Source organism: Hymenobacter sp. M1-2 (assembly GCF_057808495.1).
The window spans coordinates 18,993-42,407 of the sequence record NZ_JBTYZO010000033.1; the positions used below are offsets into that span (position 1 = coordinate 18,993).

Annotated in this window: 21 protein-coding genes; 3 read left to right on the top strand and 18 right to left on the bottom strand. The window is 57.2% G+C overall.

The window, feature by feature from the left end:
• Nucleotides 1-64 precede the first annotated feature (64 nt).
• From porZ to ACYSMN_RS23455, 3 genes are all read right to left on the bottom strand, one after another.
• A complete protein-coding gene (porZ, locus tag ACYSMN_RS23445) occupies nt 65-2,371 on the bottom strand; it encodes a type IX secretion system anionic LPS delivery protein PorZ (RefSeq protein ID WP_488926358.1) in 2,307 nt (768 codons plus the stop codon).
• 56 nt (nt 2,372-2,427) lie between these two features.
• Complete coding sequence (locus tag ACYSMN_RS23450) at nt 2,428-3,051, bottom strand: thymidine kinase (protein WP_488926359.1); 624 nt, start codon at nt 3,049-3,051, stop codon at nt 2,428-2,430.
• A 329-nt stretch (nt 3,052-3,380) separates the two neighbouring features.
• Complete coding sequence (locus ACYSMN_RS23455) at nt 3,381-3,707, bottom strand: 2Fe-2S iron-sulfur cluster-binding protein (RefSeq protein WP_488926360.1); 327 nt, start codon at nt 3,705-3,707, stop codon at nt 3,381-3,383.
• 37 nt (nt 3,708-3,744) lie between these two features.
• On the opposite strand from ACYSMN_RS23455, the gene ACYSMN_RS23460 reads away from it, so the two are divergent.
• The gene (locus ACYSMN_RS23460; protein WP_488926361.1) at nt 3,745-4,935 is read left to right on the top strand and encodes a DUF8457 domain-containing protein; all 1,191 of its coding nucleotides are present in this window, start codon (nt 3,745-3,747) and stop codon (nt 4,933-4,935) included.
• Between the two features lie 138 nt (nt 4,936-5,073).
• Entirely contained in the window at nt 5,074-6,174 is a 1,101-nt protein-coding gene (locus ACYSMN_RS23465) for a hypothetical protein (RefSeq protein WP_488926362.1), read from the top strand.
• Here ACYSMN_RS23465 and ACYSMN_RS23470 read toward each other — a convergent pair.
• The 14 genes from ACYSMN_RS23470 to ACYSMN_RS23535 form a co-directional block, all read right to left on the bottom strand.
• The gene (locus tag ACYSMN_RS23470; RefSeq protein ID WP_488926363.1) at nt 6,149-7,699 is read right to left on the bottom strand and encodes a hypothetical protein; all 1,551 of its coding nucleotides are present in this window, start codon (nt 7,697-7,699) and stop codon (nt 6,149-6,151) included. The two genes, ACYSMN_RS23465 and ACYSMN_RS23470, sit on opposite strands and share 26 nt — an antisense overlap.
• Nucleotides 7,700-7,893: 194 nt before the next feature.
• Nucleotides 7,894-9,198, bottom strand: a complete 1,305-nt coding sequence (gene rodA / locus ACYSMN_RS23475) for a rod shape-determining protein RodA (RefSeq protein WP_488926364.1) — start codon at nt 9,196-9,198, stop codon at nt 7,894-7,896.
• A 130-nt stretch (nt 9,199-9,328) separates the two neighbouring features.
• Nucleotides 9,329-11,167 (bottom strand): penicillin-binding protein 2, encoded by a 1,839-nt coding sequence (gene mrdA, locus ACYSMN_RS23480; protein WP_488926365.1) that lies wholly within the window; start codon nt 11,165-11,167, stop codon nt 9,329-9,331.
• Nucleotides 11,168-11,301: 134 nt separating this feature from the next.
• The gene (locus ACYSMN_RS23485) at nt 11,302-11,829 is read right to left on the bottom strand and encodes a hypothetical protein (RefSeq protein ID WP_488926366.1); all 528 of its coding nucleotides are present in this window, start codon (nt 11,827-11,829) and stop codon (nt 11,302-11,304) included.
• Entirely contained in the window at nt 11,826-12,752 is a 927-nt protein-coding gene (gene mreC / locus ACYSMN_RS23490) for a rod shape-determining protein MreC (protein ID WP_488926367.1), read from the bottom strand. Before mreC ends, ACYSMN_RS23485 begins: the two co-directional genes overlap by 4 nt.
• Before the next feature lie 102 nt (nt 12,753-12,854).
• Entirely contained in the window at nt 12,855-13,880 is a 1,026-nt protein-coding gene (locus ACYSMN_RS23495; RefSeq protein ID WP_488926368.1) for a rod shape-determining protein, read from the bottom strand.
• Nucleotides 13,881-14,181: 301 nt separating this feature from the next.
• Nucleotides 14,182-15,747, bottom strand: coding sequence for a bifunctional phosphoribosylaminoimidazolecarboxamide formyltransferase/IMP cyclohydrolase (purH, locus tag ACYSMN_RS23500; RefSeq protein WP_488926369.1), 1,566 nt, complete (start codon nt 15,745-15,747; stop codon nt 14,182-14,184).
• 235 nt (nt 15,748-15,982) lie between these two features.
• Complete coding sequence (locus ACYSMN_RS23505) at nt 15,983-17,200, bottom strand: BamA/TamA family outer membrane protein (RefSeq protein WP_488926370.1); 1,218 nt, start codon at nt 17,198-17,200, stop codon at nt 15,983-15,985.
• Between the two features lie 97 nt (nt 17,201-17,297).
• Nucleotides 17,298-18,233, bottom strand: a complete 936-nt coding sequence (locus tag ACYSMN_RS23510) for a geranylgeranylglycerol-phosphate geranylgeranyltransferase (protein WP_488926371.1) — start codon at nt 18,231-18,233, stop codon at nt 17,298-17,300.
• Nucleotides 18,234-18,396: 163 nt separating this feature from the next.
• Nucleotides 18,397-18,591 carry a cold-shock protein gene (locus ACYSMN_RS23515; protein WP_488926372.1) on the bottom strand — a complete coding sequence of 65 codons (195 nt, stop codon included), beginning with the start codon at nt 18,589-18,591 and terminating at the stop codon, nt 18,397-18,399.
• 124 nt (nt 18,592-18,715) lie between these two features.
• Entirely contained in the window at nt 18,716-19,219 is a 504-nt protein-coding gene (locus ACYSMN_RS23520) for a KdsC family phosphatase (RefSeq protein ID WP_488926373.1), read from the bottom strand.
• A 165-nt stretch (nt 19,220-19,384) separates the two neighbouring features.
• Nucleotides 19,385-19,624, bottom strand: a complete 240-nt coding sequence (iscX, locus tag ACYSMN_RS23525; protein WP_488926374.1) for a Fe-S cluster assembly protein IscX — start codon at nt 19,622-19,624, stop codon at nt 19,385-19,387.
• A gap of 112 nt (nt 19,625-19,736) precedes the next feature.
• Complete coding sequence (locus tag ACYSMN_RS23530) at nt 19,737-20,069, bottom strand: 2Fe-2S iron-sulfur cluster-binding protein (protein ID WP_488926375.1); 333 nt, start codon at nt 20,067-20,069, stop codon at nt 19,737-19,739.
• Between the two features lie 60 nt (nt 20,070-20,129).
• Nucleotides 20,130-20,966: a Rossmann-like and DUF2520 domain-containing protein gene (locus ACYSMN_RS23535; RefSeq protein WP_488926376.1), complete on the bottom strand. Its 837-nt coding sequence runs from the start codon at nt 20,964-20,966 to the stop codon at nt 20,130-20,132.
• A gap of 183 nt (nt 20,967-21,149) precedes the next feature.
• Between ACYSMN_RS23535 and ACYSMN_RS23540 the strand changes: the two genes are divergently transcribed.
• The gene (locus ACYSMN_RS23540; protein ID WP_488926377.1) at nt 21,150-23,060 is read left to right on the top strand and encodes a T9SS type A sorting domain-containing protein; all 1,911 of its coding nucleotides are present in this window, start codon (nt 21,150-21,152) and stop codon (nt 23,058-23,060) included.
• Nucleotides 23,061-23,069: 9 nt separating this feature from the next.
• Here the strand turns inward: ACYSMN_RS23540 and ACYSMN_RS23545 are convergent, their stop codons facing one another.
• Nucleotides 23,070-23,414 carry a hypothetical protein gene (locus ACYSMN_RS23545; protein ID WP_488926378.1) on the bottom strand — a complete coding sequence of 115 codons (345 nt, stop codon included), beginning with the start codon at nt 23,412-23,414 and terminating at the stop codon, nt 23,070-23,072.
• Nucleotide 23,415 lies beyond the last annotated feature (1 nt).

Sequence of the window (23,415 nt, forward strand, 5' to 3'; positions counted from 1 at the left end):
CTTCGTAACTGAACGGGGTTGATGTCAGAGTGAATATTCGTACTTCGCTGCCCGCCCGTCACCTTTATTTTTCCACTACCGCAATCTTGCTAACGCAGCCATTTTTACCGTCGGCATCAGAGGAAAGCACTAGGTATACGCCCGACTGCACCTTGCGGCCATTGTAGTCAGCCAGATTCCAGGTGACGGTGCCCCCGTTGGCGGTGGTTTGGTACACGAGCTTGCCCGTTACGTCCGTGATTTTGATGATAGAGTTGTTGGCCAGGCCCGATACGCCTACTTGGCCGCTGAAATTGGTACGCACTGGGTTTGGCGTCACTTTGGCGCAATCCGGCTTACTTTCCGTTACGGTAGCCGAACCCTGATACGACACTACGCCGCCCGTGGTAGCTACGAATACTTCCCCAGTGCGGTCATTCACGGCCACGTCCACAATTTGGTTGGTAGGCAGGGGGCTATTTTCCGTGTTGAATTGCAGCAGAATTTTATCGGCGTTTTCGCTCAGTAGCCATAAGCCCCGGTCGGTGCCAAACCACTTACGGTTAGCGCCATCAACGGCTATGGCGCGTACTACTTCCTCATTTAATGCTGGAAATCCGTTGAGATATGGTAGCGTAAAACTTGGGTTACTGGTAGTAAAAGCCGAGCTAGGGTCATCAATAAACGCAACGCCTTTGTCCGTAGTCGCCCAAATGGCGCCTTTATGGTCTTTAGCTAAGTCATAGACTGTGTTAGAAGGCAGACCATTGCCTTGCGAGAAATACACCGGCGGCGTTTTGTTCACGTCGTCGTAAGCCATCATTCCTGAGCCTAGCTTGCGGGCCTGCGTCACCCACACGGCGCCGAAGTCGTCTAGCACCAGCCGGTCGAGATTATCGAAGCCAGGGTAGAAAGGAATAGTCCGCCACGTCTCGGTACTAGGCGTCAGCACGTGTAGCGCCGATTGATTAGCCCGCTCCGGATGGCGCAGAGCCACCCACACGTCGCCGTTTGCCGCTACAGCCACATCCGTTACTCGAGTATAGAGGGGGTTATTTGGAATTGCGCTCAACAAAGGACTGTTACTCGGGCTGTACTGTTTAAAATCGCCGGGACCTTTCCACGCCAATAGTCCTTGTCCGTAGCTACCCATGTAGAGCGTACCCTCGGGTGTGCGGGCACCACGGGTAAGATCCTTCAGGTTGGGATACTCACTACTATTGGGATAGTTTTCCCTGGTAATATTGGTCCAACGGCCTGTTGTGTATTCATAGAAACCTTGAAACCGATCAGACTGTACGTAGGAAGGGTCTTGGTAGCCTCCTGTGAATACCGTAACCGTGTTAGAGGGTGCATCAGCTAGTAAGCTGAATCCTTCTTTAGTCTGCGGGGCGTTGCCCATGAAAGCCTCGTAGTTCTGGCGGTCCGTAGTGCGGACTAAGCCCCGCTGCCTATCGGCCACATAAATATCCCCCGCGGCAGTACGCAAAGCGTAATTTGGATTAGGCATGGCCGCGTTGCGCAGTGCCGTTACAGTGCCGCTGGCGCTTAGTAACGATACCTGCGTACCGTCTGTGAAGAGCAAGCCTGCGGCCGAGGAAGTCAGGCTAAGGTATTGCGCGGCGGTGGTAGCGGGAACTGGGTCCCAGGTTGACCCTGAACGATAGCGCAGCAAACTGCTAGCATTTCGGCCAGCATACACGTACCCGCTGTAGGTAACCAGGGTCTTAAAGATGCCGTCTATACCAGGCACATCCAGCCTCCAAGAACGGAAGTCAGCAAGGTTGGCGGTAAGCGGGGCGCGTAGAAGTCCTCTTTCGGTGGCCGCGAAGATGAGGCCGTTGGCAACGGTGGTAGCGTAAACCTTCACAGCTGCTCCCATCGGACCGATGTTGGAATAGGTGTCGCGCACTTCCAGCCGGTTTACATCGAGCACCACGATTCCGAAGTCGCAGGCCAAATAAGCTAAGCGCCCATTGAAGTAGATATTGTTGATGGTTTTGGTGCCCGTTATCTGCTTCCGCTTGATGTCAGGAATGTTGCGGATCCGGCTGGCATCGGCGCTGAGCAGATCAAGGTTGGCATCTTGGTACGCTACCAGGAGTTGCTGACTGACGGAATCATAGGCCATCGTCTGCACGCCGACGCTACTTAGCTCGTCGCGGCGCGAGAGCAGTGTGGTCGTGTTGGTTTCCTTGTCAAAGTAGTAGAAGGAATTGTCGGCGGCTACGTAGATGCGGCTGCCCGCGTCGGCAAGTACGCGCGCGCCGCTGGTGGGTAGATGCAGCTTCCAGTCGCCGTAGGCCACTCCTTGCGCTAAGACCCGATTGGTCAGCAGCAAGAAAAGCAGGAAAACAGCGCCGTAACTTAAGGTGCGTAGCAGACGAATCATGGGCAGATAACAGCAAAGAAGAAAAAGACCGGCTGCATAACGACCACCGACCAGAATTAGTGCTTGTGAACAGCTGAGGTTTCGGCGGCGGCTTTTTCCTGCATGCCTTCCAGAAAGCAGGGCCGGCAGCGAGCCTCGTAAGCGTCGGTTTCACCGAGGAGAATCTTGTCTTCGGACGCCGCTACCCGGAATGAGTAGGAAGCTATTTCGCCGCAGCAAACGCACACCGCGTGTACTTTCGTGACGTACTCGGCCACGGCCATCAGGGCTGGCATGGGGCCGAAGGGCTTGCCGAGAAAGTCCATGTCGAGGCCGGCCACGATGACGCGGGAGCCGGCGTTGGCCAGCTGGGTACAGACTTCCACCAGGCTTTCGTCGAAGAACTGGGCCTCATCGATGCCGATAACATCGCAGCCGCCAGCTAGCAGCAGCATTTCCTGGGCCAACGCCACGGGAGTAGAGCGGATGCTGCTGGCATCGTGCGACACTACATTTTCGACGTGATAGCGCGTATCGAGGGCCGGCTTGAATATTTCCACCCGCTGGCGGGCTATTTTGGCGCGGTTGAGGCGGCGGATCAGCTCCTCGGTTTTGCCCGAGAACATGGAGCCGCATACCACCTCAATCCAGCCCCGGCGGGGTACATCACGGCCATTGCCGACGCGGGGTTCGATGAACAACTTCGTGGGAGTAACTAAGTGACAGAGTAGCTGAGTGGGCAATTGGGTAGGTATCAAGCCGCCCAGCCCTCAGTTTTGACAGCCCAAATTACGACTTTACCGCCGGAAGCCACCACGGTTTTTGCGCAGATTTGTCTTTGCTGAGAGCCATTTCACAGTTAATCAGCCGCTCAGCTACGGAGGTAGGATACGGGGCAGTAGGCTATGAGAAGTTAGCCAGATGTAGGTGCTTCAGAATATTATGGACGGCATAGCCTGTCCGCCTTTTCAAGCCGGCTGCTTGTTTATAACAAGACGAAATGATGATACGCTACCTCTGCTTTGCGGCGTTATTCCTCAGCGTAGCGGACGTGAGGCAGTTTGGTGGCTTCGGGTACGCGGCCGGTTACATGGCCGGTTTCGAGGCGGGTTTGGCAGGTGAGGCGCTCATTGTCGCGCAGGCGTCCCGCAGCCCGGTAGCGCAACTCCGCGGCACTGGGCGGCGTTAGGACCTCGCCACCATCCTCCACCACAAGCCGGCAGGTAGTGCAGCGGCCCTTGGCCCCGCAGGCGTGCATCCAGTCGTGGCCGGCGGCTTGCAGGGCGGCCAGCAGCGTGGCGCCAAGTGGCACGGGCACGGGGCCGCCGAGTAGGTTTCGCACGGTGAGCGTAGGCATTTTCCTTAACTTTCTGGCCTGAACCAGGTGTTTTTCGATGAACGACAAAGATAGCGCGACCTTCCGCGAACAATACGGCCGCCGGTTGGCTACCCAGCTCTGCGACCAGCATTTCGGGGCCCGCCCCACCGCCACCCTCGATGGCCCGGCGGTATTGCGCTTCACTCCCATTCGCCAGGTGAACCTGTTTGTGGTGCAGCAACTGCTGGCTCAGTGGACCCAGGAAATGGCCCGGTTGCGCAGCCCCTACTTCGATTTTGAGGCCGATGACGTGCGGCAGGCGCTCACGCAGTTCATGAACGTACTCTCGCGCCGCATCAAGCTGGCCCGCCCCACGTTCGAGCCGCTGCTGGCCCGCGCCATCACTGATACGCTGGCCGTGCCCCTGGACCCAACCGGGACGTTTGAGCAGAAGCTGCTGAGCAGCCAGCCAATGGCCACCGTTCAGCAGTTGCGCGATGCCCTGCGCTACATCGACGTGGACAAACCTTTCTTTCAAGATTTCCTGGATTCGCTGCCCGCTGGTACCGACCAGGACCGGGAGGCACTGCTGAAACGCTTCCGACTGTACCAGGAAGCCAATTACAAGCAACACCAGCCGCTCGCGAAGTTGGTGGAGGAGTTCAACACGTTGCTGCCGCTCACCGAGGACGAGCTACGCGGTGCCCGCCCGGCGGCTCCAGCGGCAACGCCTGCTCCGACTCCCGCGCCGCAGCTCATTACACCGGAACCCGTCGAAGAGCCTGCCTTCACTCCGCCCCCACCGCCGATTGCCACTGTGGTACCAACGCCAGAAGCAGTGCCCGTCGTGACGCCGCCGCCGGTGGTACCCGTTGCGCCGCGGGTTGCGGAGCCACTGCGCCCGTTGGCTGCTGAGTCAGGCACGGTGCCGCTTTACGAAAAGCTAAAGGCCGGGCAGCCCGCCGCCGTGCCTCTCAGCGAAACACTACGGCCCGAGCGCCCGGCGAGTACCATTGCCGACCAGGCGCCAAAAGTCGAAACCTTGCGCGAAGCCATTTCTATCAATCAGCGCTTCAGCTTTATCAATGAACTGTTTAGCGGCGAAAACATGGAATATCACGCCGCCATTCAGCACCTCGACACTCTGCCCGATGCCGAGACGGCGAAACGTTACGTGACCGAGAGTCTGGCTAGCAAGTACGACTGGACCCGCAAAGACGAGCACGTCAGCAAGCTGCTCAAGCTCATCGACCGGAAATTCGCCTAAAGTAGCCAGGCGTCCTACCTTGTAGCGCGAAGCATCATTCGCAGAACACTCGCCCCCGATGCGGAACAACCTTTGATTGTTCTGTGGGGTGGGGAAGCTCCGCGACTTGAGGCTTCGCGCTACTTTTGCTTCGCGTCTATGCTCAACTCTTCTTCGCTCACCTCGCGCTGGCGGCGGTGGCTTCTGGTTTATGTATTGGCGCTGGGCGTGTTAGCCGGGCCGGCCTACACGATGTACGTGCATTATGATTTCTCGCACTCCCTCGACACGCGCAGCTACCTAAGCATGGCGCGAGGCAAATTTGAGGGCGTAAGCGTGACGCGCCGCTACCGGGTGCTGGTGCCGGCCGTAGCCGCCGCCGTGGCCTGGCCGTTGGAGCAACTGTACGCCCGGATCTGGCCCCAACGCGCCACCTCCGACTGGCCCCTCCGGCTGGCTTTTTACGTAGTGAATATGGCGCTGCTGGCAGCTACAGGCGTGGTACTGTACGAAACGTGTCGGCTCTATGGCGCTCCACCGGCCGCTGCCGCGTTGGCGGTGGTGGCGGTACTATGTAGCCGCTGGGCCGTGTACATTGCCGGCCTGCCCCTCGTCGACAGCTTGTACATGTTGGTCTTTGCGCTGGCTTTTTACGCCCCACGGGCGGGCTCGGCGGTGGCAATGGTGGCAGTGCTATTATTAGGGCCGCAAACCAAAGAGTCTTTCGTGTTTTTGGCGCCGTGGTTGCTGTTTTGGGGACGCCCAGCTCTGAGCTGGCCGCGGCAATTAGCGTGGCTGGCCTTGGGCGGGGCAATGGCGTTTGGCGTCCGGTACTGGATTGATGCCCGCATTGGTGCACCGCCAGCCGAGAGCGTCAGCAACGCGTTGGATCACGTGCACAACATCGTCTACTCCCTCAAACGCCTGTTGTCGGTGAAAGGGGCCGGTGAAATCTTCAGCATTTTCGGGTTCTTCTGGCTGGCGCTGCTGGCTGGTTGGCGTGGCGGTGCAGAGTTGCGGCACCGCTGGCTCGCGCCGTTGGGCTGGTCGGGATTCTGGTTGGTGGTCGTGGTGTTGATCCACATGTTTTTGTCGGGTGACCTGGGCCGCATGGGCTACCTCGCGGCACCTGTTTTTGCCGTGGCTTTTGCGTTGGTGCTCACTCATCAGCCGTGGCTAATCCCTCGTTCGGTCAATTCAGCTAAGGCTGATGCTTCATTGGCTGAATTTGGTGTCAGCGAATTTCCGTCAAATAAATAGGCCCGAAAGAAGTTGGGAAAGAATCGACACGGGTAAGCACTTGCCCGGCCAGCAGACGGCGCTGTGCTTCGTCGCCGCCTTGGGTGAGGCGGGCCCGGTCCAAGAGCTGCGGGGCATCAAGAGCATCGGTGTAGACTCGTTGCCCGGCAGCTCGGCGGCTGGCCAGCCACGCCCGCAGCCGCTCCGGCGACTGGCCCGGCCGCTGCACCAGCAGTGCCGGAGCCGGTAGAATAGTGGGTGGCCCCACCGGTTTCCCGGTTTGGTAATGCAGCTGGTTGAGCACCAGATTAGGGTCAGAAAGCAGCCACCACGCGGCGGGCTCCCGACGGATGCGGGACAGCATTGGGGCCGTGTTCGTGAAGCAGAGTGCGTGCGACGGTAGGAGTCCGAACATCAGGTTCCAGAGCAGCAGCGCCGTGCCAGCCAGCACCAGCGGCCGGCCAGGCCAGGGTTGCCGGACCAGCAGCAAGGCCAGCAGCGCCGGCAACATCACCATAAACTCCGCGTTGCCGGCGGCCCACGTCGCGCAGGCTAGTTGCAGAAGTAGAATGAGGACGTGGATTTTCTGGAACAAGCCGGCGGGCTGCTTTTGCGCCAATGTAGATTTCCTGCCACGCCAGAGCAGCCAACCTGCCCCTAGCATCAACCCAACACAAAGCAGCCCCACGCCACCCAATACGGGCCAGCGCTGGAGCAGGGCCAGCGTGGAGCCGTGTAGTTGCCCGAAGGTTCGAAGCAGATTAATACCGGTCAGCAGCAGTGTACGCCCCGAAGGAGCGACACCAGCGTGACCGTGGTAGAGCTCATAAAAAACGAAGCGCCAGAAAGCAGAGAGCGTAAACGGCAGGTTCCAGGTGGGTAGCGCGGTAATGTAAGCCAGTGGCACCAACAACGCCGGCAGCGTATACAGCATCAAGGCTTTCCAACGACCTAGCTGGGTCTGCACACACCCGCCCACGAACAAGCCTAGCCACCACCCGGCGTGAATTTGGTGGAACAGCGCGGCTCCCGTGGCCCAAGTCCCGGCAGCCAACCAGCTTTGCGCCCCTCGCTGTTCGGTCATTGCGCGCCACCAGCTCCGGCTAGCTAGCAACGACAGCAGCAACGGCAGAATGTACGCTTCGTTTTCAGTGGCAAAGCGCAGCATTCCGAAGCTGCTGCCTACCACCAATAGCCACGCCGCTACCGGCGTGGCCGGCCCGCCCACCCGGCGCAGCAAATCCCGCAACACCAGCAAACAGCCACCAAAAGCTAGGGCGTTTAAGGCTTTCAGGGCTGCCAGCGTATCTACTGAAGCCGGTAGCAGCTGCGTCCAGAGCCATCCCACCGCATTGTAAAGCAGATGGTGAGGCAACAGCAACTCGTGTCCGTGACGCACACAGGCGGCGTAGTACCAAGCATCAGGGGTGGAGTTGCGCGTGGGCAGCAGCAGAGTCAGCGCCGTAAGCAACCCCATTACGAGCCATTCAGCGCGGGTTGAGTTGGGGGAAGCAGCAGAAGAGAACGGAACGGCGGAAGCGGGCATGAGCGGCAAGTTCGGGTGCTGAAACGGCCGCGCCAAATGGAGTAATTTCTTCTTTCGGATGAAGCCGGCTTCGGTCTGTTGGTCTTTGCGCGCCAATGGACATCAACGATAATCGTTTGCTCTGATGCAGTGGCAGGTGTACCGGGCGCTGCCTAGCCCAGGGCTTCAGTCCTGGGAATTCAGGACCAGGAACGTTAATACCGCTCCAAATCCTGCTTGCGGTAGGCGTCGATGCCGAGCAAAATGAACAGCAGCGTGGTAAACGACCAAAGTGAGGAGCCGCCGTAACTGAACAGCGGCAGCGGAATACCTACGACCGGCGCCAACCCAATGGTCATGCCGATGTTGATGGCAAAATGGAAGAAGAATACGCTGGCTACGCAATAGCCATACGTGCGCCCAAACACCGATTTTTGGCGCTCGGCCACATACAGAATGCGCCACAGCAGGGTCATGAACAGGATAATGACGATGGTAGTCCCCATCCAGCCCCACTCCTCGCCCACCGTGCAGAAAATGAAGTCGGTGCTTTGCTCGGGCACGAAGTCGAACTTGGTTTGAGTGCCTTGCAGGAAGCCTTTGCCCATAAAGCCGCCCGAGCCAATAGCTATTTTCGACTGCGTGACGTTCCAGCCGACGCCTAGTGGGTCGGCGGAAGGGTTGATGAGCACCTCGATACGCTTGCGCTGGTGCGGCTGAAGCACGTTGTTGAAGAAGAAATCAACCCCGAATACCATTCCAATCACCACCGCCCACACGCTCAACGATACCGGCAAATGATGGCGCATCACCCGCGAATTAAACGCGAATACCAAGATCAGAATCAGCGTAAACGCCCCCACTAGCCACAGCTTAGGCACGAGCAGAGCGAGAATGAGAATGAGCCCAGCAGCAGCCAGAATCAGCAGAATCAGCGGCGACATTCCTTCGCGGAAATAGGCTAGCAGAAACGCCCCAAACACCAGCGCCTGCCCCGTTTCGTTGGAAGCTAGAATAAGCAGCGGCGGTAGCAGCGTGAGGCCCGCCAGTACGGCTTGGTCGCGGAAATTTTGTTGGCGCAGGTTGATGCTCGCCATAAAGCGCGACACGGCCAGTGCGGTAGTAAACTTGGCAAACTCGGCGGGCTGCAAGCGCACTGGCCCTAGCTCCAGCCAGGAGCGGGAGCCCGCAATAGGGCGCGCGATAACCAACGTGACGAGCAACAGCAGAATCATGCCACCATAAAGCGCGAAGGCAAACGTATCGTAGGCTTTGTAGTCAATGACGAGCAGCACTACAATGAGCACCACGGCCGTGCCAATCCAGAGAATTTGCTTGAACCAATTGAAGGCCATCAGCTCCTGAAAACTCAGGTTGCCGAATAAGCTTCCGTTGGTGGGTGCGTCGGGCGAGTAGCTGGCCGCATATACGCTCACCCAGCCTAGCCCTACCATTAGAACATAGATTCCGACGGTAATCCAGTCGATGCTGCGCGAATATCTTGCTGGTGAAGAGGGCATATGCTGATGCTATGTCATCCTGAGGCGGTAGCCGAAGGACCTACCTTCTGCTGACAGAATAGTTATTGTAACAGCGTCTCGTTTAAACATGGCAAGGTCCTTCGGCTACTGCCTCAGGATGACAGGTCTTTTAATTGCTTGTGACGAAACGTTCAGCGGGGCCTTGTAACCAGTTTTCCCACCGCTTGCGCCACGGTGAAATTTTGCCTCGCAGGTGTTTTTCTATCATCAAAGAGGCCATGGGGGCCGCGGACAGACCTCCAAAGCCAGCATTTTCGATGAAGACGGCAATGGCAATCTTGGGGTCCTCGGCTGGGGCGAAGGCGGCGAAGGTGGCGTGGTCGGCGCCGTGGGCGTTTTGCACGGTACCCGTTTTGCCCGCCACGGAGATGCCCACATCGAGCAGAGAAGCAAAGTTGCCGGTACCGCCGCGACCGTCTACTACTTGCTGCATCCCGGGAATAATAGCCTCAAAGTGCTGCGGATCGACGGCCGTGACGTGCCGCTCCTGGAACTGCGGCAGTGGTCCGCCCGTGCCGATGCCCCGCACGAAATGCGGCGTGTAGAAGTAGCCCCGATTGGCAATAGTGGCCATGATGTTGGCCATTTGCAGGCCCGTAACCCCCATTTCGCCCTGCCCAATAGCGAGAGAATAAATGGTGCGGAAGTTCCAGCGGTGAAAACCGTAGCGCTTATCGTAGAAGTCGGAAGAAGGAACCAAGCCCTTTTTCTCCTGTGAAATATCGACGCCGAGCTTGTCGCCGAGCCCAAAAGTTTGCACCTGCCGCCGCCACTCTCCGTAGCCCAGGCGCGCGTCCTCAAATCGGTTGCTGGAGCGGCCCCGCAACACGGCCGTGCGCATCACCTGGTAGAAATACGGGTTGCAGCTGTTTTTGATGGCCACGCTCACATTGCTCGGGTACTCGTGGCGGTGGGTGCATCGCACCAACTTCCAGTTGCAGTCAAACCCTGTTTGCGGCGACACGACGCCCATTTGCAAGGCCACTAGCTCATTCACCAGCTTGAACACGGAGCCCGGCGGGTACGTGGCCATCAGAGGCCGGTTGAAAAGCGGCTTCTCCTTGTTCTGTAGCAACTCCATGTAACGGTTGCCCATACCTTTGCCAGTGAGCACCGAAGGCTCAAAACCCGGCGACGACACCATCGCTAGGATTTCGCCGGTTTTGGGGTCCAGCGCCACAATGGAGCCGCGCTTGTTCTGCATCAGCAGTTCGCCGTATTTCTGGAGCTCAATGTCGATGCTGGTGTGCAAGTCCTGCCCCGCCACCGAAAGCGTATCGAACTCGCCACCCCGAAAAGCGCCCTTCTCAATGCCGCGCACATTCACCATACGGTACTGCACGCCGCGCCGGCCCATGAGTTGCGGCTCGTAGAAAGCCTCCAGCCCCGAAATGCCCAAAAAGTCGCCGGGAAGGTACTTGGCGTACTTTTCCTTCTCCAAAAAAGCCGGCGTGATGGCGCCCACATAACCCAGCGCGTGCGCCATGTTTTCGGTGCGGTAGGAGCGCGCCATGCGGGCCTTGATGCTGAAGCCCGGAAAGTCAATGAGGTTATCCTGAATGGCGGCCAGTTCGGGCGTACTCAGGTTCTGCACCAGCGGCGAGGCTTTCACGCGGGAGTAAGCGCGGGCTGTTTTCAGGGCTTCGCGCACTTCTTCCAACGGCAATTGGAGCAGTTGGCAGAAGCGCAGGGTGTCGAGCTGCTTCACCTCGCGCGGCACCACCATCAGGTCATATACCGGCGTGTTTTGCACCAGTAACTGGCCTTTACGGTCGTAGATGAGGCCGCGGTACGGCACCTGCACGATACGCTGTAGCGTGTTCTTGTCGGCGGCCAGCTTGTAGCTGCCGTCGAGCACCTGAATGTAGAAAAGTCGGGCTCCGAAGGTGAGAGCCACGGCCAGAAAAATAGCCAGCACCACAAACCGGCGTCCTTCGAGGTATTGCAAAACGGTGTGTTCTGAGGAAAAAGCACTTGCGGCCAACAGACCGGAGCCACAAAGGTAGCACCGATTACTCCCACCCGCCAGCAAAAGCCCGCCGCTTACTGGCGTAGGTACTTCTGTTTCCGCGCCTGAGAATGTTACCGTCCGCGCCGGCTGGCCGGAAAGAAAATCAGCTGAATGATGAGCAGCGTGAGCCCCGTAAATAGCGTGCTGGCCACAATCTTAACCAACGTGAGCCCGAAAGCCCGGAAACTGCCCAGCTCCAATAGGAAGAAGGCCAAATGATGCAGCCCCACGAGCAGGGCCATGTACACCACAAACCACTGTCCGCCCATTTGGTGCACGTTCACGGAGTCCTGCGCTTCGTACCCGTCGCGCGGGGTGAGCAGGCGTAGCACCCAGGGACGCAGGTAGCACAGCAGCACGGCCGCCGCCGCGTGCACGCCGCCCGTGTCGTAAAACATGTCCATGATCAAACCCGTCCCGAAACCAAGCACCAGTTGCAACACAATGGGTGTGCTGATGGGCAGAAACAGCAGAAAGCCCAGGTAAAAGAAGCACCAGCCCAGGTCGAACAGCACTAGCTTGCTCACCAGCAGCATGTGTACACTCAGGTAGAATACAAAGCGCAGCAGTTGCAGCACCAAAACGCCCACTCCTTTCATGGCCGTTCCTCCCCTTCCGGCTTAATGCCTGCTTTCAGCTCCAACGTGTCGCGCTCCGCTTTGGGCCGCGGATTGATGACGTACACGTACGTAAGCTTCGAAAAATCAACGGCCAGCCGCACCTGCACCGTCCAGAAGTTCTTGTCTGGCTCCTTCACGAAGGAATCGATGGTGCCAATCATGATGCCTTCTGGAAACACGGCATTGTAGCCGGAGGTAACAATAGTATCGCCGCGCACTAGCTTGTTCTGGCGCGGAATGTTGTCGAGCAGCGCGTGGGTAGGGTCGTCGCCGAGCCACTTGATGCTGCCAAAGGTATTGTCGCGCTTGATTTTGGCGGAGATGAACGTCTTGGAGTGCAACACCGACGTGACGGTGGCATAATGCTCACTCACCACTTTCACGCGGCCTACCACGCCAGCCGCTGCCAGCACGCCCATGCCGGGCCGCACGCCTTGCTGCGCCCCTACGTTCAGAGTCAAGTAGTTGTCCACGCGGCGCAGGGAGTTGTTCATCACGCGGGCCGGAATCAGTGGATAGTCCGGGTCGCGGGCAGGTAGCGTGCGTAGCCCTAGCAGCAGTGAGTCTGGGCGGGGCAGACGAGCCAGCCGGGCCTGCGAGGTGCTATCCTGCGGCACGGGCAGCGTTGCGGCTTCTCGTCGGCTGCCGTCGGCAAGGTAGAGCTGCTGGCGCAAGGCCGCATTTTCCTGCACCAAAGCCTGGTTGATGCTTATCAGCCGGAAGTAGTCGTAGATGCGCGTGCGCACGTCCAATACCTGTCCCACGTACGTGTTGGCCGAGTTGAAAAACGCCGCCCGCTGGTAGGTACTGTTCCGAACGAGCAAGTACAAACTCAGCACTTCCAGCAACGCAAACACGAGCATACCTCGGTAGCGAAACAGGAAGGCGAACAGGTTACGCATGGAAGGAGCTAGGAGTTAGGAGCTAGGAGTCAGGAGCAATCCAAGAAAATCAGGCGCGCTGCTTCTCCTAACTTCTAGCTCCTGACTCCTAGCTCCTCAACACTACGTCAGCAGGACGCTGCGGAAGGCTTGGATGTTCTTAATGGCGGCGCCGGTGCCGCGGACTACGGCACGTAGCGGGTCTTCGGCAATATGGATGGGGAGCTTGGTTTTGGCCGCCAGGCGCTTGTCCAGGCCGCGCAGCAAGGCGCCGCCGCCCGTCAGGTGAATGCCGTTTTCGTAGATGTCAGCCGACAATTCAGGCGGGGAGATTTCCAGCGCCTTCAGTACGGCTTCTTCAATCTTGGCTACCGACTTGTCCAAGGCAATAGCGATTTCCGAGGAAGTTACCTTGATAACTTTGGGAATGCCGGTCATCAGGTCCCGGCCGCGTACTTCGAAGTCGGCGGGCGGCACGTCCAGTTCGGTGAGGGCCGCGCCTACTTCTATCTTGATACGCTCAGCGGAACGCTCGCCAATCAGCAGGTTATGCTGCCGGCGCATGTAATCGAGAATGTCTTGGTTGAACACGTCGCCAGCCGTCTTAATCGACTGGTCGCACACAATGCCCGACAGCGCGATAACCGCAATTTCGGTGGTGCCACCCCCGATGTCAATAATCATGGAGCCCACGGGCTGCTCCACGTCGATACCGATGCCGATGGCGGCGGCCATGGGCTCCTGAATCATCCAGACTTCCTTGGCACCGGCGTGCTCGGCGGAGTCACGCACGGCGCGTTTCTCCACTTCCGTAATGCCCGATGGAATGCAGATGACCATGCGGTGCGAGGGCTGAAACAGCCGGGTCCGCGTGTCAATCATCTTGATCATTCCCTTGATCATCTCCTCGGCGGCGTGGAAGTCGGCAATTACCCCGTCTTTCAGGGGGCGAATGGTGCGAATATTATCGTGGGTCTTCTCGTGCATCTGCTGCGCTTGCCGGCCCACGGCAATTACTTTATTGGTCGTGCGGTCTTTGGCGATGATGCTCGGCTCGTCCACTACAATTTTGTCGTTGTGGATAATAAGCGTGTTGGCCGTTCCCAGGTCAATGGCAATGTCGCTGGTGAGGAAGTTGAAGAAACCCATTGGTTAACGGCAAGAGAATGGGTACGGGGCAGGTGCACCCGCACAAAAAAGTGGGGCAAAAGTAAGCAAGTTTCGGGGAAGCCCCGCTGTCATTTTGCAGCCGCTGTCATTGCGAGCAGCGCGAAGCAATCCTTCCTTTCCGTGCGCAAAGCATACTGCAGCCGTAAGCCTTTGCCGTGGGGTTACCACACTACTGCCAAAGAGTTTATCTTACAAGTGAAAGTCTCCGCTGTGAGAGGAAGGATTGCTTCGCGCTGCTCGCAATGGCACGCGGGCCTCCTTGCCTTGACACTCGTGCTTATTAGTGCTTGAAGTGGCGCACGCCGGTCAGCACCATCGCCAGGCCGAGGCGGTTACAGGCATCAATGGAGTCTTGGTCTTTGATAGAGCCGCCGGGCTGCACCACGGCCCGAATGCCCGCCTCCGCGCCAATTTCGACGCAATCGGGGAAAGGGAAAAAGGCGTCCGAAGCCATAACGGCCCCTTGCAAATCGAAGCCGAAGCTGCGGGCTTTCTCGATGGCTTGGCGCAAGGCATCCACGCGCGAGGTTTGGCCCACGCCGGAAGCCAGCAATTGCCCGGCCCGCGCCAGCACGATGGTGTTGCTCTTGGTGTGCTTGCACACCTTCAGGGCAAATTCCAGCGCCGCTACCTCGTCCGCTGTCGGCGCCGATGCCGTCACGGTTCTAAACTCGGCGGCACCTTCTATCTGGCGGTCGAAATCCTGTTCAATGATGCCATTCAGAAGCGTTTTAATTTGCTTCGTGGGGAAAGCCACCGGCTTTTGGCGCAGCAGGATGCGGTTCTTCTTGCTTTGCAGCACGGGCAGCGCCTCCGCCGCGAATTCCGGCGCAATCAGCACCTCAAAAAACAGCTTGTTCAACTCCTCGGCCGTGGCGGCGTCCACCGGCTTGTTCACGATGATGACGCCGCCAAATGCCGATACCGGATCACAGGCCAGCGCGTTCAGGTAAGCCTCGCGCAGGGTTTCAGCCTGGGCCACGCCACAGGCGTTGGTGTGCTTTAGAATAGCGCAAGCAGCAGGACCAGCGGCTTCAAACTCCTGCATGAGCAGCACGGCCGCATCTACATCGACCAGATTGTTGTAGCTAAGCTGCTTGCCGTGCAGCTGGTCGAAGAGAGCGTTTAAGTCGCCATAAAAGGTACCGGACTGGTGCGGGTTCTCCCCATAGCGCAAAGGCGTCTTTATCTTTAATGAAGAGGTGGGAATGAGGAATGAGGAGTTATCGTCTACTAATTCTTCATTACCAGCTGATTCCTCACTGACGAAGTAGTTATAGATTTGCGTGTCATAGTGAGAAGTGGTTTTGAAGGCCGCAGAGGCGTAGTGGCGGCGATCTTCGAGGTCGGTGGCGCAGTTCTTGGCAGTTAGCAGTTCCGTTACGGCGGCGTATTGGTCGCGGCTGCTTACTACAAGCACGTCGCGGAAGTTTTTGGCGGCGGCGCGCAGCAACGAGATGCCGCCGATGTCAATCTTCTCGATGATGTCCTGCTCGGCCGCGCCGGAAGCTACGGTTTCCTCGAACGGATACAGATCCACAATCACGAGGTCGATGGGCGGAATTTGATGCTGCTCGGCTTCGGCCAGGTCGCCGGCTTCGTGGCGGCGGTGCAGAATACCCCCAAATACTTTTGGATGCAAGGTTTTGACACGGCCGCCAAACACGGCCGGGAAGCCCGTCAGGCTTTCTACGGCCGTTACTTCGGCGCCCTGCTCCTCCAGAAACTGCTGCGTTCCACCCGTAGAATACAGCTGCACGCCATGCTGCTTTAGCAGCGCCACCAGCGGCTCCAGCCGGTCTTTGTAATATACAGAAATGAGGGCGGAGCGAATGGGCTGCGACATAGCAAGGAAGAAGTTTGGTGAGGAGGTGAAACGCGCCGCGAAGGTAGGACCACCAGCCGAGCCTGTTATGTTACCGAATTGTTACCTATACGATCGTATAATGCCCGGAAGAAGACGTTGTTAGCGTGAAATAAGGTAGAAGCTGCACGGTAATTAGGCGCATCATACACAGGGGTGTTCTAAACCAGCAACTACTGGCCTAGAACACCCCTGTCGATGACTCTCATTAAAGACTTTAGAAAGCCTCACCCACGGCGAAGATGATGCCGGAGTTGCCGCCCGAGCCCACGCCGTAGTCGAGGCGAATGTTAAGCCGGTCGCGACGGTTGAAGCGAAAGCGCAAGCCGGCGCCGCCCGCCAGTTTGGTCTCGTCCAGCTTGTAATCGGAGAGCTTGTTGCCAACCTGGCCCGCGGCTAAAAAGCCCGCTATATCAAAGCGCCAAAAGAATTTTTGCCGAATCTCTGCCTGGAACGTGGTGAGTTGCCGGTCGCGGAATTGCGCTTCGTAAATGCCCCGCATCAAGTAAGAGTTGTTGTAAAGCGAACCGCCGAGCGTGGCTCCTATTCCGCCAAGCTCCCGAAACGGGACATTGCCGGAATGATATTGCCCCAGGAATTGCAGCGCCAGAATGGTGTTGTTGGTGCCAAAGAGCGGGTTGAAGTGGCGGGCATCTATCTGGTAGCGGTTGAACTTGTAGTCGCTGCCCAGGGCGGAGCCATTGAAGAGCATGTGCGCATCCACGAAATTGCCGCGGTAAGTAGCCAATACATTGTCGCGGCCGTCGTAGAGCAGCGCCGGGCCTAGGCCGGAACTGGTGCCGCCGCTGCGCTGCTCGGCCGGAATGGCGTAGTAGGGGCCGGTATTGCCATCTTCATCCTTGAGCTCCACTTCCCCTAGATCGGTAAAGCGGTAGCGCAGGCCCACAAATAAATTAGGCACTACCCGAATCAGCGCCCGCTCATCGAACACCCACAGCGGGTACTGAATGTGCGATTCAATGTCTTTGTCCGTGTTATTGCCGACGCCATAGTAATTGAAAGCCAGATCGTAATAGCTCAGCTCTCCAGAAAGGAAGAACTTCTCGCCCGGTCCGAATACGGTGTGCGTTAGTTGAATGGTAGTTTGCTTTTCCTGCGAAAACCAAGCAATAAGGCGGGCGTTCGACTTGCGCACCGTGGTATCTTGCCCAAAACGCCACACGGGCAAAATGGCTGCTCCCGCCGCAAATCCGGTTTCCTGCTGATAAAACACGATGGGAACCGGAATAAAGCTCGGCTTGTCGCTGGGAGCAAATAGCGACTTTTTAGGCTTGTCGCCGCCGGCTGGGCGAAGGCCAGGCGTAGGAGCCGCCTGACTAGTGGCTGCATTGGTACTATCGGGAGCAGGTGCTACCTGAGCAGCACTGAGTCGGGCCAGCGCGCACAAGGCTAGCAGCGTATAGAGGAAGCGCATAAAGAGCTTGGGGGAAAGAAATGCAGCTCCAGGCCAGCGCATATCAGCTTGAAAGGCGGCCAGGTTGATTTCCCTAACGAAGCAGAGCTGTCTACGGTTATCCCAACAAGGCTACCAGCAGCATCGACAGTACGCCGGTAAGCATGATTCCCTTGCACCACCAGCTCAGTAGCGCGAAGTGGCGTCGCCGGTCGGCCCGTAGCAGCAGGCGCCCGAGCCATAGCAGCGGCCCCAGCACCAGGATCAGCAGCCAGAAGGCCAACGGCAGCATCTGCTGCGCCAAAGTGCGCCATACTACCCCAGCCAGCAGCAGCAGCAAACACGCCAAGAAAAAGCCGACAACCCATTTGGTGCGCGCTACGCCCCACACGATGGGCAGCGTACGGCAGTCGTGTTCAGCGTCGCCGCGCATGTCTTCCACATCCTTTACAATCTCGCGCACCACTGTCAGCAGAAAAGCGGCCAACGCATAAAGCCACACGCTGCCCACGCCGGTGCGGAGCTGTAACTCGGGCAGCAATACCAGCGCCGCCGTGAGCGTCGCGATACTGACGTTGCCGACCAGCGCCACTCGCTTGAAGCGCACCGAATAGCCCCAAAGCAGCAACGCCGAACCCAGGTTCACAAGCCCCAACAGCGGCGAGAGAAACGTGCTCATCCCCACCCCTACCCCCGATAGCAGCAAATGCGCCAGCATGGCCCGGCGCCGGTTCACGACGCGCCCCACCACCAGCCGCTCAGGCCGATTGATAGCGTCAATCTTCACGTCGTAATAGTCGTTGATGATGTAGCCGGCGGCGGCAACGCACAGGGCGGCCAGTACCAGGACCCCGAAACGCGCATCGAGCAGCGTTGCCACGGGCTGTTCTGGCACCAGCAAACCTGCTCGCACCAGCACCAGGCACAGCAACATCATGAGCAGATTGGGTAGGCGTATCAGCCGGGTAATGGCTTTGAATCTGCTTTCGTGCCCCAAGCCAGCCGGCTCCGCATCGGAGGAAGCAGCAGACGAAAATGAGGCGGCCGACGACATAACGGAAGGAATAAGCCGACAGGCTGGAAACAAAAATATAACATGGATGCTACCACCAGCTGCCGTTGCGAGTGCGCCTCCTAGTGCAAAGGTGGCAAAAAGAAAGCCCTTCCGGGTACGGAAGGGCTTTCTCACTGTAAATAAAGTATGGCGTAGCTGAAGCTTATACTTTCCTCACATTTACCGCATTCACGCCCTTACGACCTTCCTGCGTCTCAAACTCCACGCGGTCATTTTGTTGAATTTGGCCCCCGTTAAGGCCCGTGATGTGAACGAAGAAGTCTTCCTTCGTTCCGTCATCCGTAATGAAGCCGTAGCCCTTCGACTCATTAAAGAATTTTACGGTTCCTGTTTTCATGAAAAAAAGAGAAAATGATGAATGGATGAGTGGGTAAAGATATATGATATTCGGAAAAGTGCAACTCTATTTAAGGCCTCTACGAGCCTCCGAAAAACACGGCTGTGCAGTATCTAAAGTGCACTTACCAAGTCTTCTGCGTCTTCATAACTGTCTCCACTAACTCCCGTACGGCACCGTGTCCGCCGGGTGAGGAAGCCACGTAATTGCTGATGGCGCGCACATCGATGGCAGCGTCTGCGGGACAGGCCGCAACGGCGCAACGGCGCATCACTTCCAGGTCAGGCATGTCGTCTCCCATGTAGGCAATCTGCGTGGGGTCGAGACGGTAGGTGTTGATGTAATTATTGAAAATCTTCATTTTATCGTCGACGCCGAGGTAGATGTCGCGCACGTCCAACGACTCCAACCGTTTGCGGACGCCTTCTTCTTCGCGGCCCGAAATAATAGCTACGCGGTAGCCGTGCTGCAAGGCGTGGCGGATGGCATAACCGTCGCGAATGTGAAAGGCGCGAGCCTGCTCTCCCGAGTTGAAAGCCAACAGCGTACCGTCAGTGAGCACCCCATCGACATCAAGGATAAAGACTTTGATAGTCGATAAGTCGGGAGATGTAGAAGCTGTTTTCATAGCAGAAAAGCGGAGGAAGAATGGATCGGGCCGCAGCCGCAGGCTGCCCGCCGCTGCAAAGGCTCTTAGCAAATACTGGAGCGAGGTAGCCTTTGGACGAGCCGAACCAGATCTTCTACGCTAAGGATAAACGGACGTACTTGATTGGAGTGCTAGTCGTAGCGCCTATTTCTGATTGTCGCGCCACTCGTACACCCACTTGGCCTGAATCTGCTCCAAGTGGCCCTCATTAGCCTGTTCGCGGGTGCCCACGAAATTAGGCAGGCTCAGCACCCAGTCCAACAGTTCTGTGAAACGGATGCGGTAGATTTTAGCCTCGGTGAAGTCGTCGCCAAACTTCTCATACAAAGCCATGGCTACGTCTTCGTAGTCATTCCAATGCATTGGGGGCTCAAAATGATTCATGATGTGCAGATTGTATGATGTGCTGATGTGCTGATTGTCCGTTCAGTAATGTGCTATCATAGCTGTTGAGCGTCAATCAGCACAGGAGCACATCAAATAATCCGCACATCAACTAGTGACCCAGAAACTCCTGGGGCGGAATGAGGATAACCAGGTTCTGGGTAGCGTCTTGCACTACGCACTGGCAGCCCAAGCGAGAGTTAATGCGCGGATTGACGGCGCGGTCGATGAAGTCTTCCTCTTTATCGCTGATTTCGGGCAGCCCTTCCTCGCCGCGCACCACATACACGTGGCAGGTGCTACAACCGCACACGCCCCCACAGTTGTGTTGGAGCTGAATGCCATTGTTGAGTGCTACGTCCAGCACCGACTCGCCTTCGGTGGCCACGTGGGTCTGCTCAGGCTGGCCGTCTTGAAACTGGAAGGTGATATTGACAGCTTTCACGCAGAAATCTTCAAACTAGACGAAAATTAGGGCACGAAGGTACGTACCCCTGCCACCGATTCAAAGCTCGGTACGGCCTTCGTTGTTTGCAGCTACGTCCAGCAACTGCTGTTGAATACTCGTAGTCAGCATGTTGTATATATCCAACCATTGCGGATGTGCACTCAGCAAAGCTCGGTGGCGGTCCAAAGTAGGCGTATCGTGACGGGCGGCGGGGCCAGTTTGTACCGTAAAAGGCGGATAGGTTAAGGCCTTTTCTACGGTCTCTTGCAAAAGTGGCGCTAGCAGCGTTAGGGGTAGTTGCTGCTGGGCCAGTAGTGCCTCGCTGATGCCAAGTAGGTGGTTGGTGAAGTTGCAGGCGAACACCGCCGCCACGTGAATGACTTGCCGTTGCGGCGTTCCAATCCGGCGCACGTTGGCGCTCAGTGTATTTCCTAAAGCCAGCAGCGTAGTTTCAACAGCCGGAGTGGCGCCTTCTATGCATAATGGCACGGCTTGCCAGTCCACAGCACGACCAACGCTAAACGTTTGCAACGGGTAGAACACTCCACCTTGCAGGTCAGGATAGGGCTCGAATACACTGAGTGGTACTGTACCCGAGGTGTGCGCAACTAGTGCGCCGGCCGGAAACTGTGCCTGGGCCAGCAACTCGGGAATAGCTGCGTCGGGCACGGCCAGTAGATACACGTCGGCTGGGGGCTGAGTGGTTAAGTCAAGGTTGGGTAATACCTCGGCGCCAGGCACGGCGGCAACCAAAGTGGCCGCGGTACCCGCAGTGCGGCTCCAGATGGAGAGTATTTGATGGCCCGCACGGTGCAGAGCCGGCGCTAGTTGGCTGGCAACCCGGCCGGCACCCAGCAGAACCACGCGCAACGAGGAAGCTGTAGTAGATATCATTATCTATATTGAGAAAGCTGAACCGCCAAGCTACAGCTGCGTAAGCAGCTTTTCTGGTTCACAGGTGTTGTGTTCTCAAAAAAACAAGCAACTTAAGGACCCAGAAGCCTCACTAAACATTTTTGCGGCTGCATGTTGTCACTTTTTTCATCCACCCTTTCCTTCATTTCAAACGTTCACCTCATGACAAACTCGTACACCGCGCCTTGGCGCAAACTGGCGCTTACCGCTCTACTCGGCCTGGGCAGTGCTGGTGCATTCGCGCAAGCACTGAATTACAACACGTTCGGCACGTCCAACGCTGCTGGCACCTATACCGATCTTGGCACGACGGGCACCGCCATCACAACCCCCAATAATGATGACGCCAACTCGGCCGCTACACCTATCGGTTTCACGTTCAACTTCAACGGTGCGGCTTTTACCGACTTTGTGCTGAATACTAATGGCTACTTGCGGCTAGGCACCACCGCGCCGGCCGCCCCCTACTTTTACGATGGCGCCCAGGTAACTACCGGCGGCCCGCTGAACACGGCCACGGAGACTAATCTGATTCTGCCGCTGAATCTGGATCTTGAAGGAACGGCTACCACTGAGTATCGAGTGGCTACCAGTGGCACTGCTGGTGCGCAAGTAACCACTATTCAGTGGGAAAATGTGAGTGATAAGGTGGTATCCGCCGCTACAGGTAAGCAGTTTGCTTCCATTTCGTTCCAGGTTAAGCTGTATGAAGGGTCGAACAGAATTGAGTTTGTGTACGGCCCTTCTACGGCCGGGCCGGGGCCTGATGTAGCCAAGTTTGCTGCTGTTGGCATCAAAGGCTCAGGTAATACTGCTACCACATCGCTTCTTATTACCAAAGGCTCATTACAAGCTTGGAGCGCGGCTTCAGTTATAGCGGGTAACTACCCTGCCAGTACTAATGCGCATAACGTGCGCAGCACTGTGGGCCCGGATGCTGGTCGTACCTACCGTTTCGAGCCGGCCGCTGCCAACGACGCCGCTGTTGTGACGGTTTATGCACTTGGAAAAACTCCCGCTAGCCCACAAGTAGTGCGAGCGATAGTACGAAACGTTGGTACGGCTGTTCTTCCCAGCTTTCCGGTGACGTTAAACGTGACTGGTGCTAATACATTTACGGATGCCAAGATCGTCTCTTCATTGGCTCCTGGAGAAGTTGCCACAGTTTCCTTTGCCTCTTACACGCCCACTATCACTGGTACCAACACACTTGTCGTCAGTGTGCCAGCAGATGGCAACACAAATACGTCTAATAACTCCCGCAACTACACCCAACAGATACAAGCCACTACTTTTGCTGCGGCTGATCCTACTCTGGGAGCAACGAATGGCAGCGTAGGCTTTACTGTCACCACCAATATGGTAGTGGAAGCCGCCACAGGTATATTCGCCGTCAAGTACACGACCCTTTCAAACCGCACGGTTACGGCCGTAAATGCCTTTTTAAGCGGCGCGCCAGCTTCAGTGGGGCGCACGGTTTACGCTGTGGTACTCGACAACGCTGGCGCGATTCTTGGTCGCACCCCTGACTATGTTATTCAGGCCAGTGACATAGACACCTACAAAACCTTCACTTTTGCTACCGCGGTTCCAGTTGCGACGGGTGAATTTTACGCTGGCTTCGCGCAAGCCGCATCTCCTGCTGGCACCGCTCCATTCTCTCCGCTGGGCCTACAGGCCGAAGTGCCGACCCGGAGGGGTACTTTCTACACGACAGGACTTACTGGCGGCACCCTAGTAGATTTAGCTGCAACTCAAAATTTCGGTCGTTTCATGATCGAAGCTGTAGCTAGTGCCGGGCCACTAGGCACATCGGAGGCGCTGAACCGGGCCGTATCCATATATCCTAACCCCTCGGCTGGTCTCGTGAAGCTGGACGTGCGCGGGGCTAACGCCAAGGGCAATCTGAAAGTAGAAGTGACGAACATGCTGGGCCAAACCGTACACACGGCAACACTCAAGGACAATTTCACCAATGAACTCAATCTTTCTGGCTTAGCCAATGGTATGTACCTGCTCAAGGTGCAGACCGGCGCTGACTTCACCACCCGGCAGCTCACCGTCGCCAAATAAGTTAGCGTACTACCACTCAATGCACAGAAAAAGGGCCGCTCTTGGAGCGGCCCTTTTTCTATTGACTTTCTTCTGGTTTATGGTTGCTCGAACATTGAGGATGCCAGCTTGCATCTTCAATTTGGCAACTTTAACGCTCAAGATGCCAGATTGAACGTTCAAGTCGGCGTCTTGAACATCCAAGTCGCTAGATTGAAGATGCAAGTTGGCATCCTCAATGTTCGAGGAGGCATCTTGAACCCCAAAGTTGGCACCTGTAGCATTTGAGAAGGCAAGTGTAGCGCACAGAAGGCTGGCACAAGTATTCTGCCTGGCAACAAAAAAAGCTCCGGCAGGGAGCCAGAGCTTTTTCATC

Coding starts and splice junctions, on each gene's coding strand:
- porZ (WP_488926358.1), bottom strand. CDS start 2,371: ATGATTCGTCTGCTACGCACCTTAAGTTACGGCGCTGTTTTCCTGCTT.
- ACYSMN_RS23455 (WP_488926360.1), bottom strand. CDS start 3,707: ATGCCTACGCTCACCGTGCGAAACCTACTCGGCGGCCCCGTGCCCGTG.
- ACYSMN_RS23460 (WP_488926361.1), top strand. CDS start 3,745: ATGAACGACAAAGATAGCGCGACCTTCCGCGAACAATACGGCCGCCGG.
- ACYSMN_RS23465 (WP_488926362.1), top strand. CDS start 5,074: ATGCTCAACTCTTCTTCGCTCACCTCGCGCTGGCGGCGGTGGCTTCTG.
- ACYSMN_RS23470 (WP_488926363.1), bottom strand. CDS start 7,699: ATGCCCGCTTCCGCCGTTCCGTTCTCTTCTGCTGCTTCCCCCAACTCA.
- rodA (WP_488926364.1), bottom strand. CDS start 9,198: ATGCCCTCTTCACCAGCAAGATATTCGCGCAGCATCGACTGGATTACC.
- ACYSMN_RS23485 (WP_488926366.1), bottom strand. CDS start 11,829: ATGAAAGGAGTGGGCGTTTTGGTGCTGCAACTGCTGCGCTTTGTATTC.
- mreC (WP_488926367.1), bottom strand. CDS start 12,752: ATGCGTAACCTGTTCGCCTTCCTGTTTCGCTACCGAGGTATGCTCGTG.
- ACYSMN_RS23495 (WP_488926368.1), bottom strand. CDS start 13,880: ATGGGTTTCTTCAACTTCCTCACCAGCGACATTGCCATTGACCTGGGA.
- purH (WP_488926369.1), bottom strand. CDS start 15,747: ATGTCGCAGCCCATTCGCTCCGCCCTCATTTCTGTATATTACAAAGAC.
- ACYSMN_RS23505 (WP_488926370.1), bottom strand. CDS start 17,200: ATGCGCTTCCTCTATACGCTGCTAGCCTTGTGCGCGCTGGCCCGACTC.
- ACYSMN_RS23510 (WP_488926371.1), bottom strand. CDS start 18,233: ATGTCGTCGGCCGCCTCATTTTCGTCTGCTGCTTCCTCCGATGCGGAG.
- ACYSMN_RS23515 (WP_488926372.1), bottom strand. CDS start 18,591: ATGAAAACAGGAACCGTAAAATTCTTTAATGAGTCGAAGGGCTACGGC.
- ACYSMN_RS23520 (WP_488926373.1), bottom strand. CDS start 19,219: ATGAAAACAGCTTCTACATCTCCCGACTTATCGACTATCAAAGTCTTT.
- iscX (WP_488926374.1), bottom strand. CDS start 19,624: ATGAATCATTTTGAGCCCCCAATGCATTGGAATGACTACGAAGACGTA.
- ACYSMN_RS23535 (WP_488926376.1), bottom strand. CDS start 20,966: ATGATATCTACTACAGCTTCCTCGTTGCGCGTGGTTCTGCTGGGTGCC.
- ACYSMN_RS23540 (WP_488926377.1), top strand. CDS start 21,150: ATGACAAACTCGTACACCGCGCCTTGGCGCAAACTGGCGCTTACCGCT.
- ACYSMN_RS23545 (WP_488926378.1), bottom strand. CDS start 23,414: ATGAAAAAGCTCTGGCTCCCTGCCGGAGCTTTTTTTGTTGCCAGGCAG.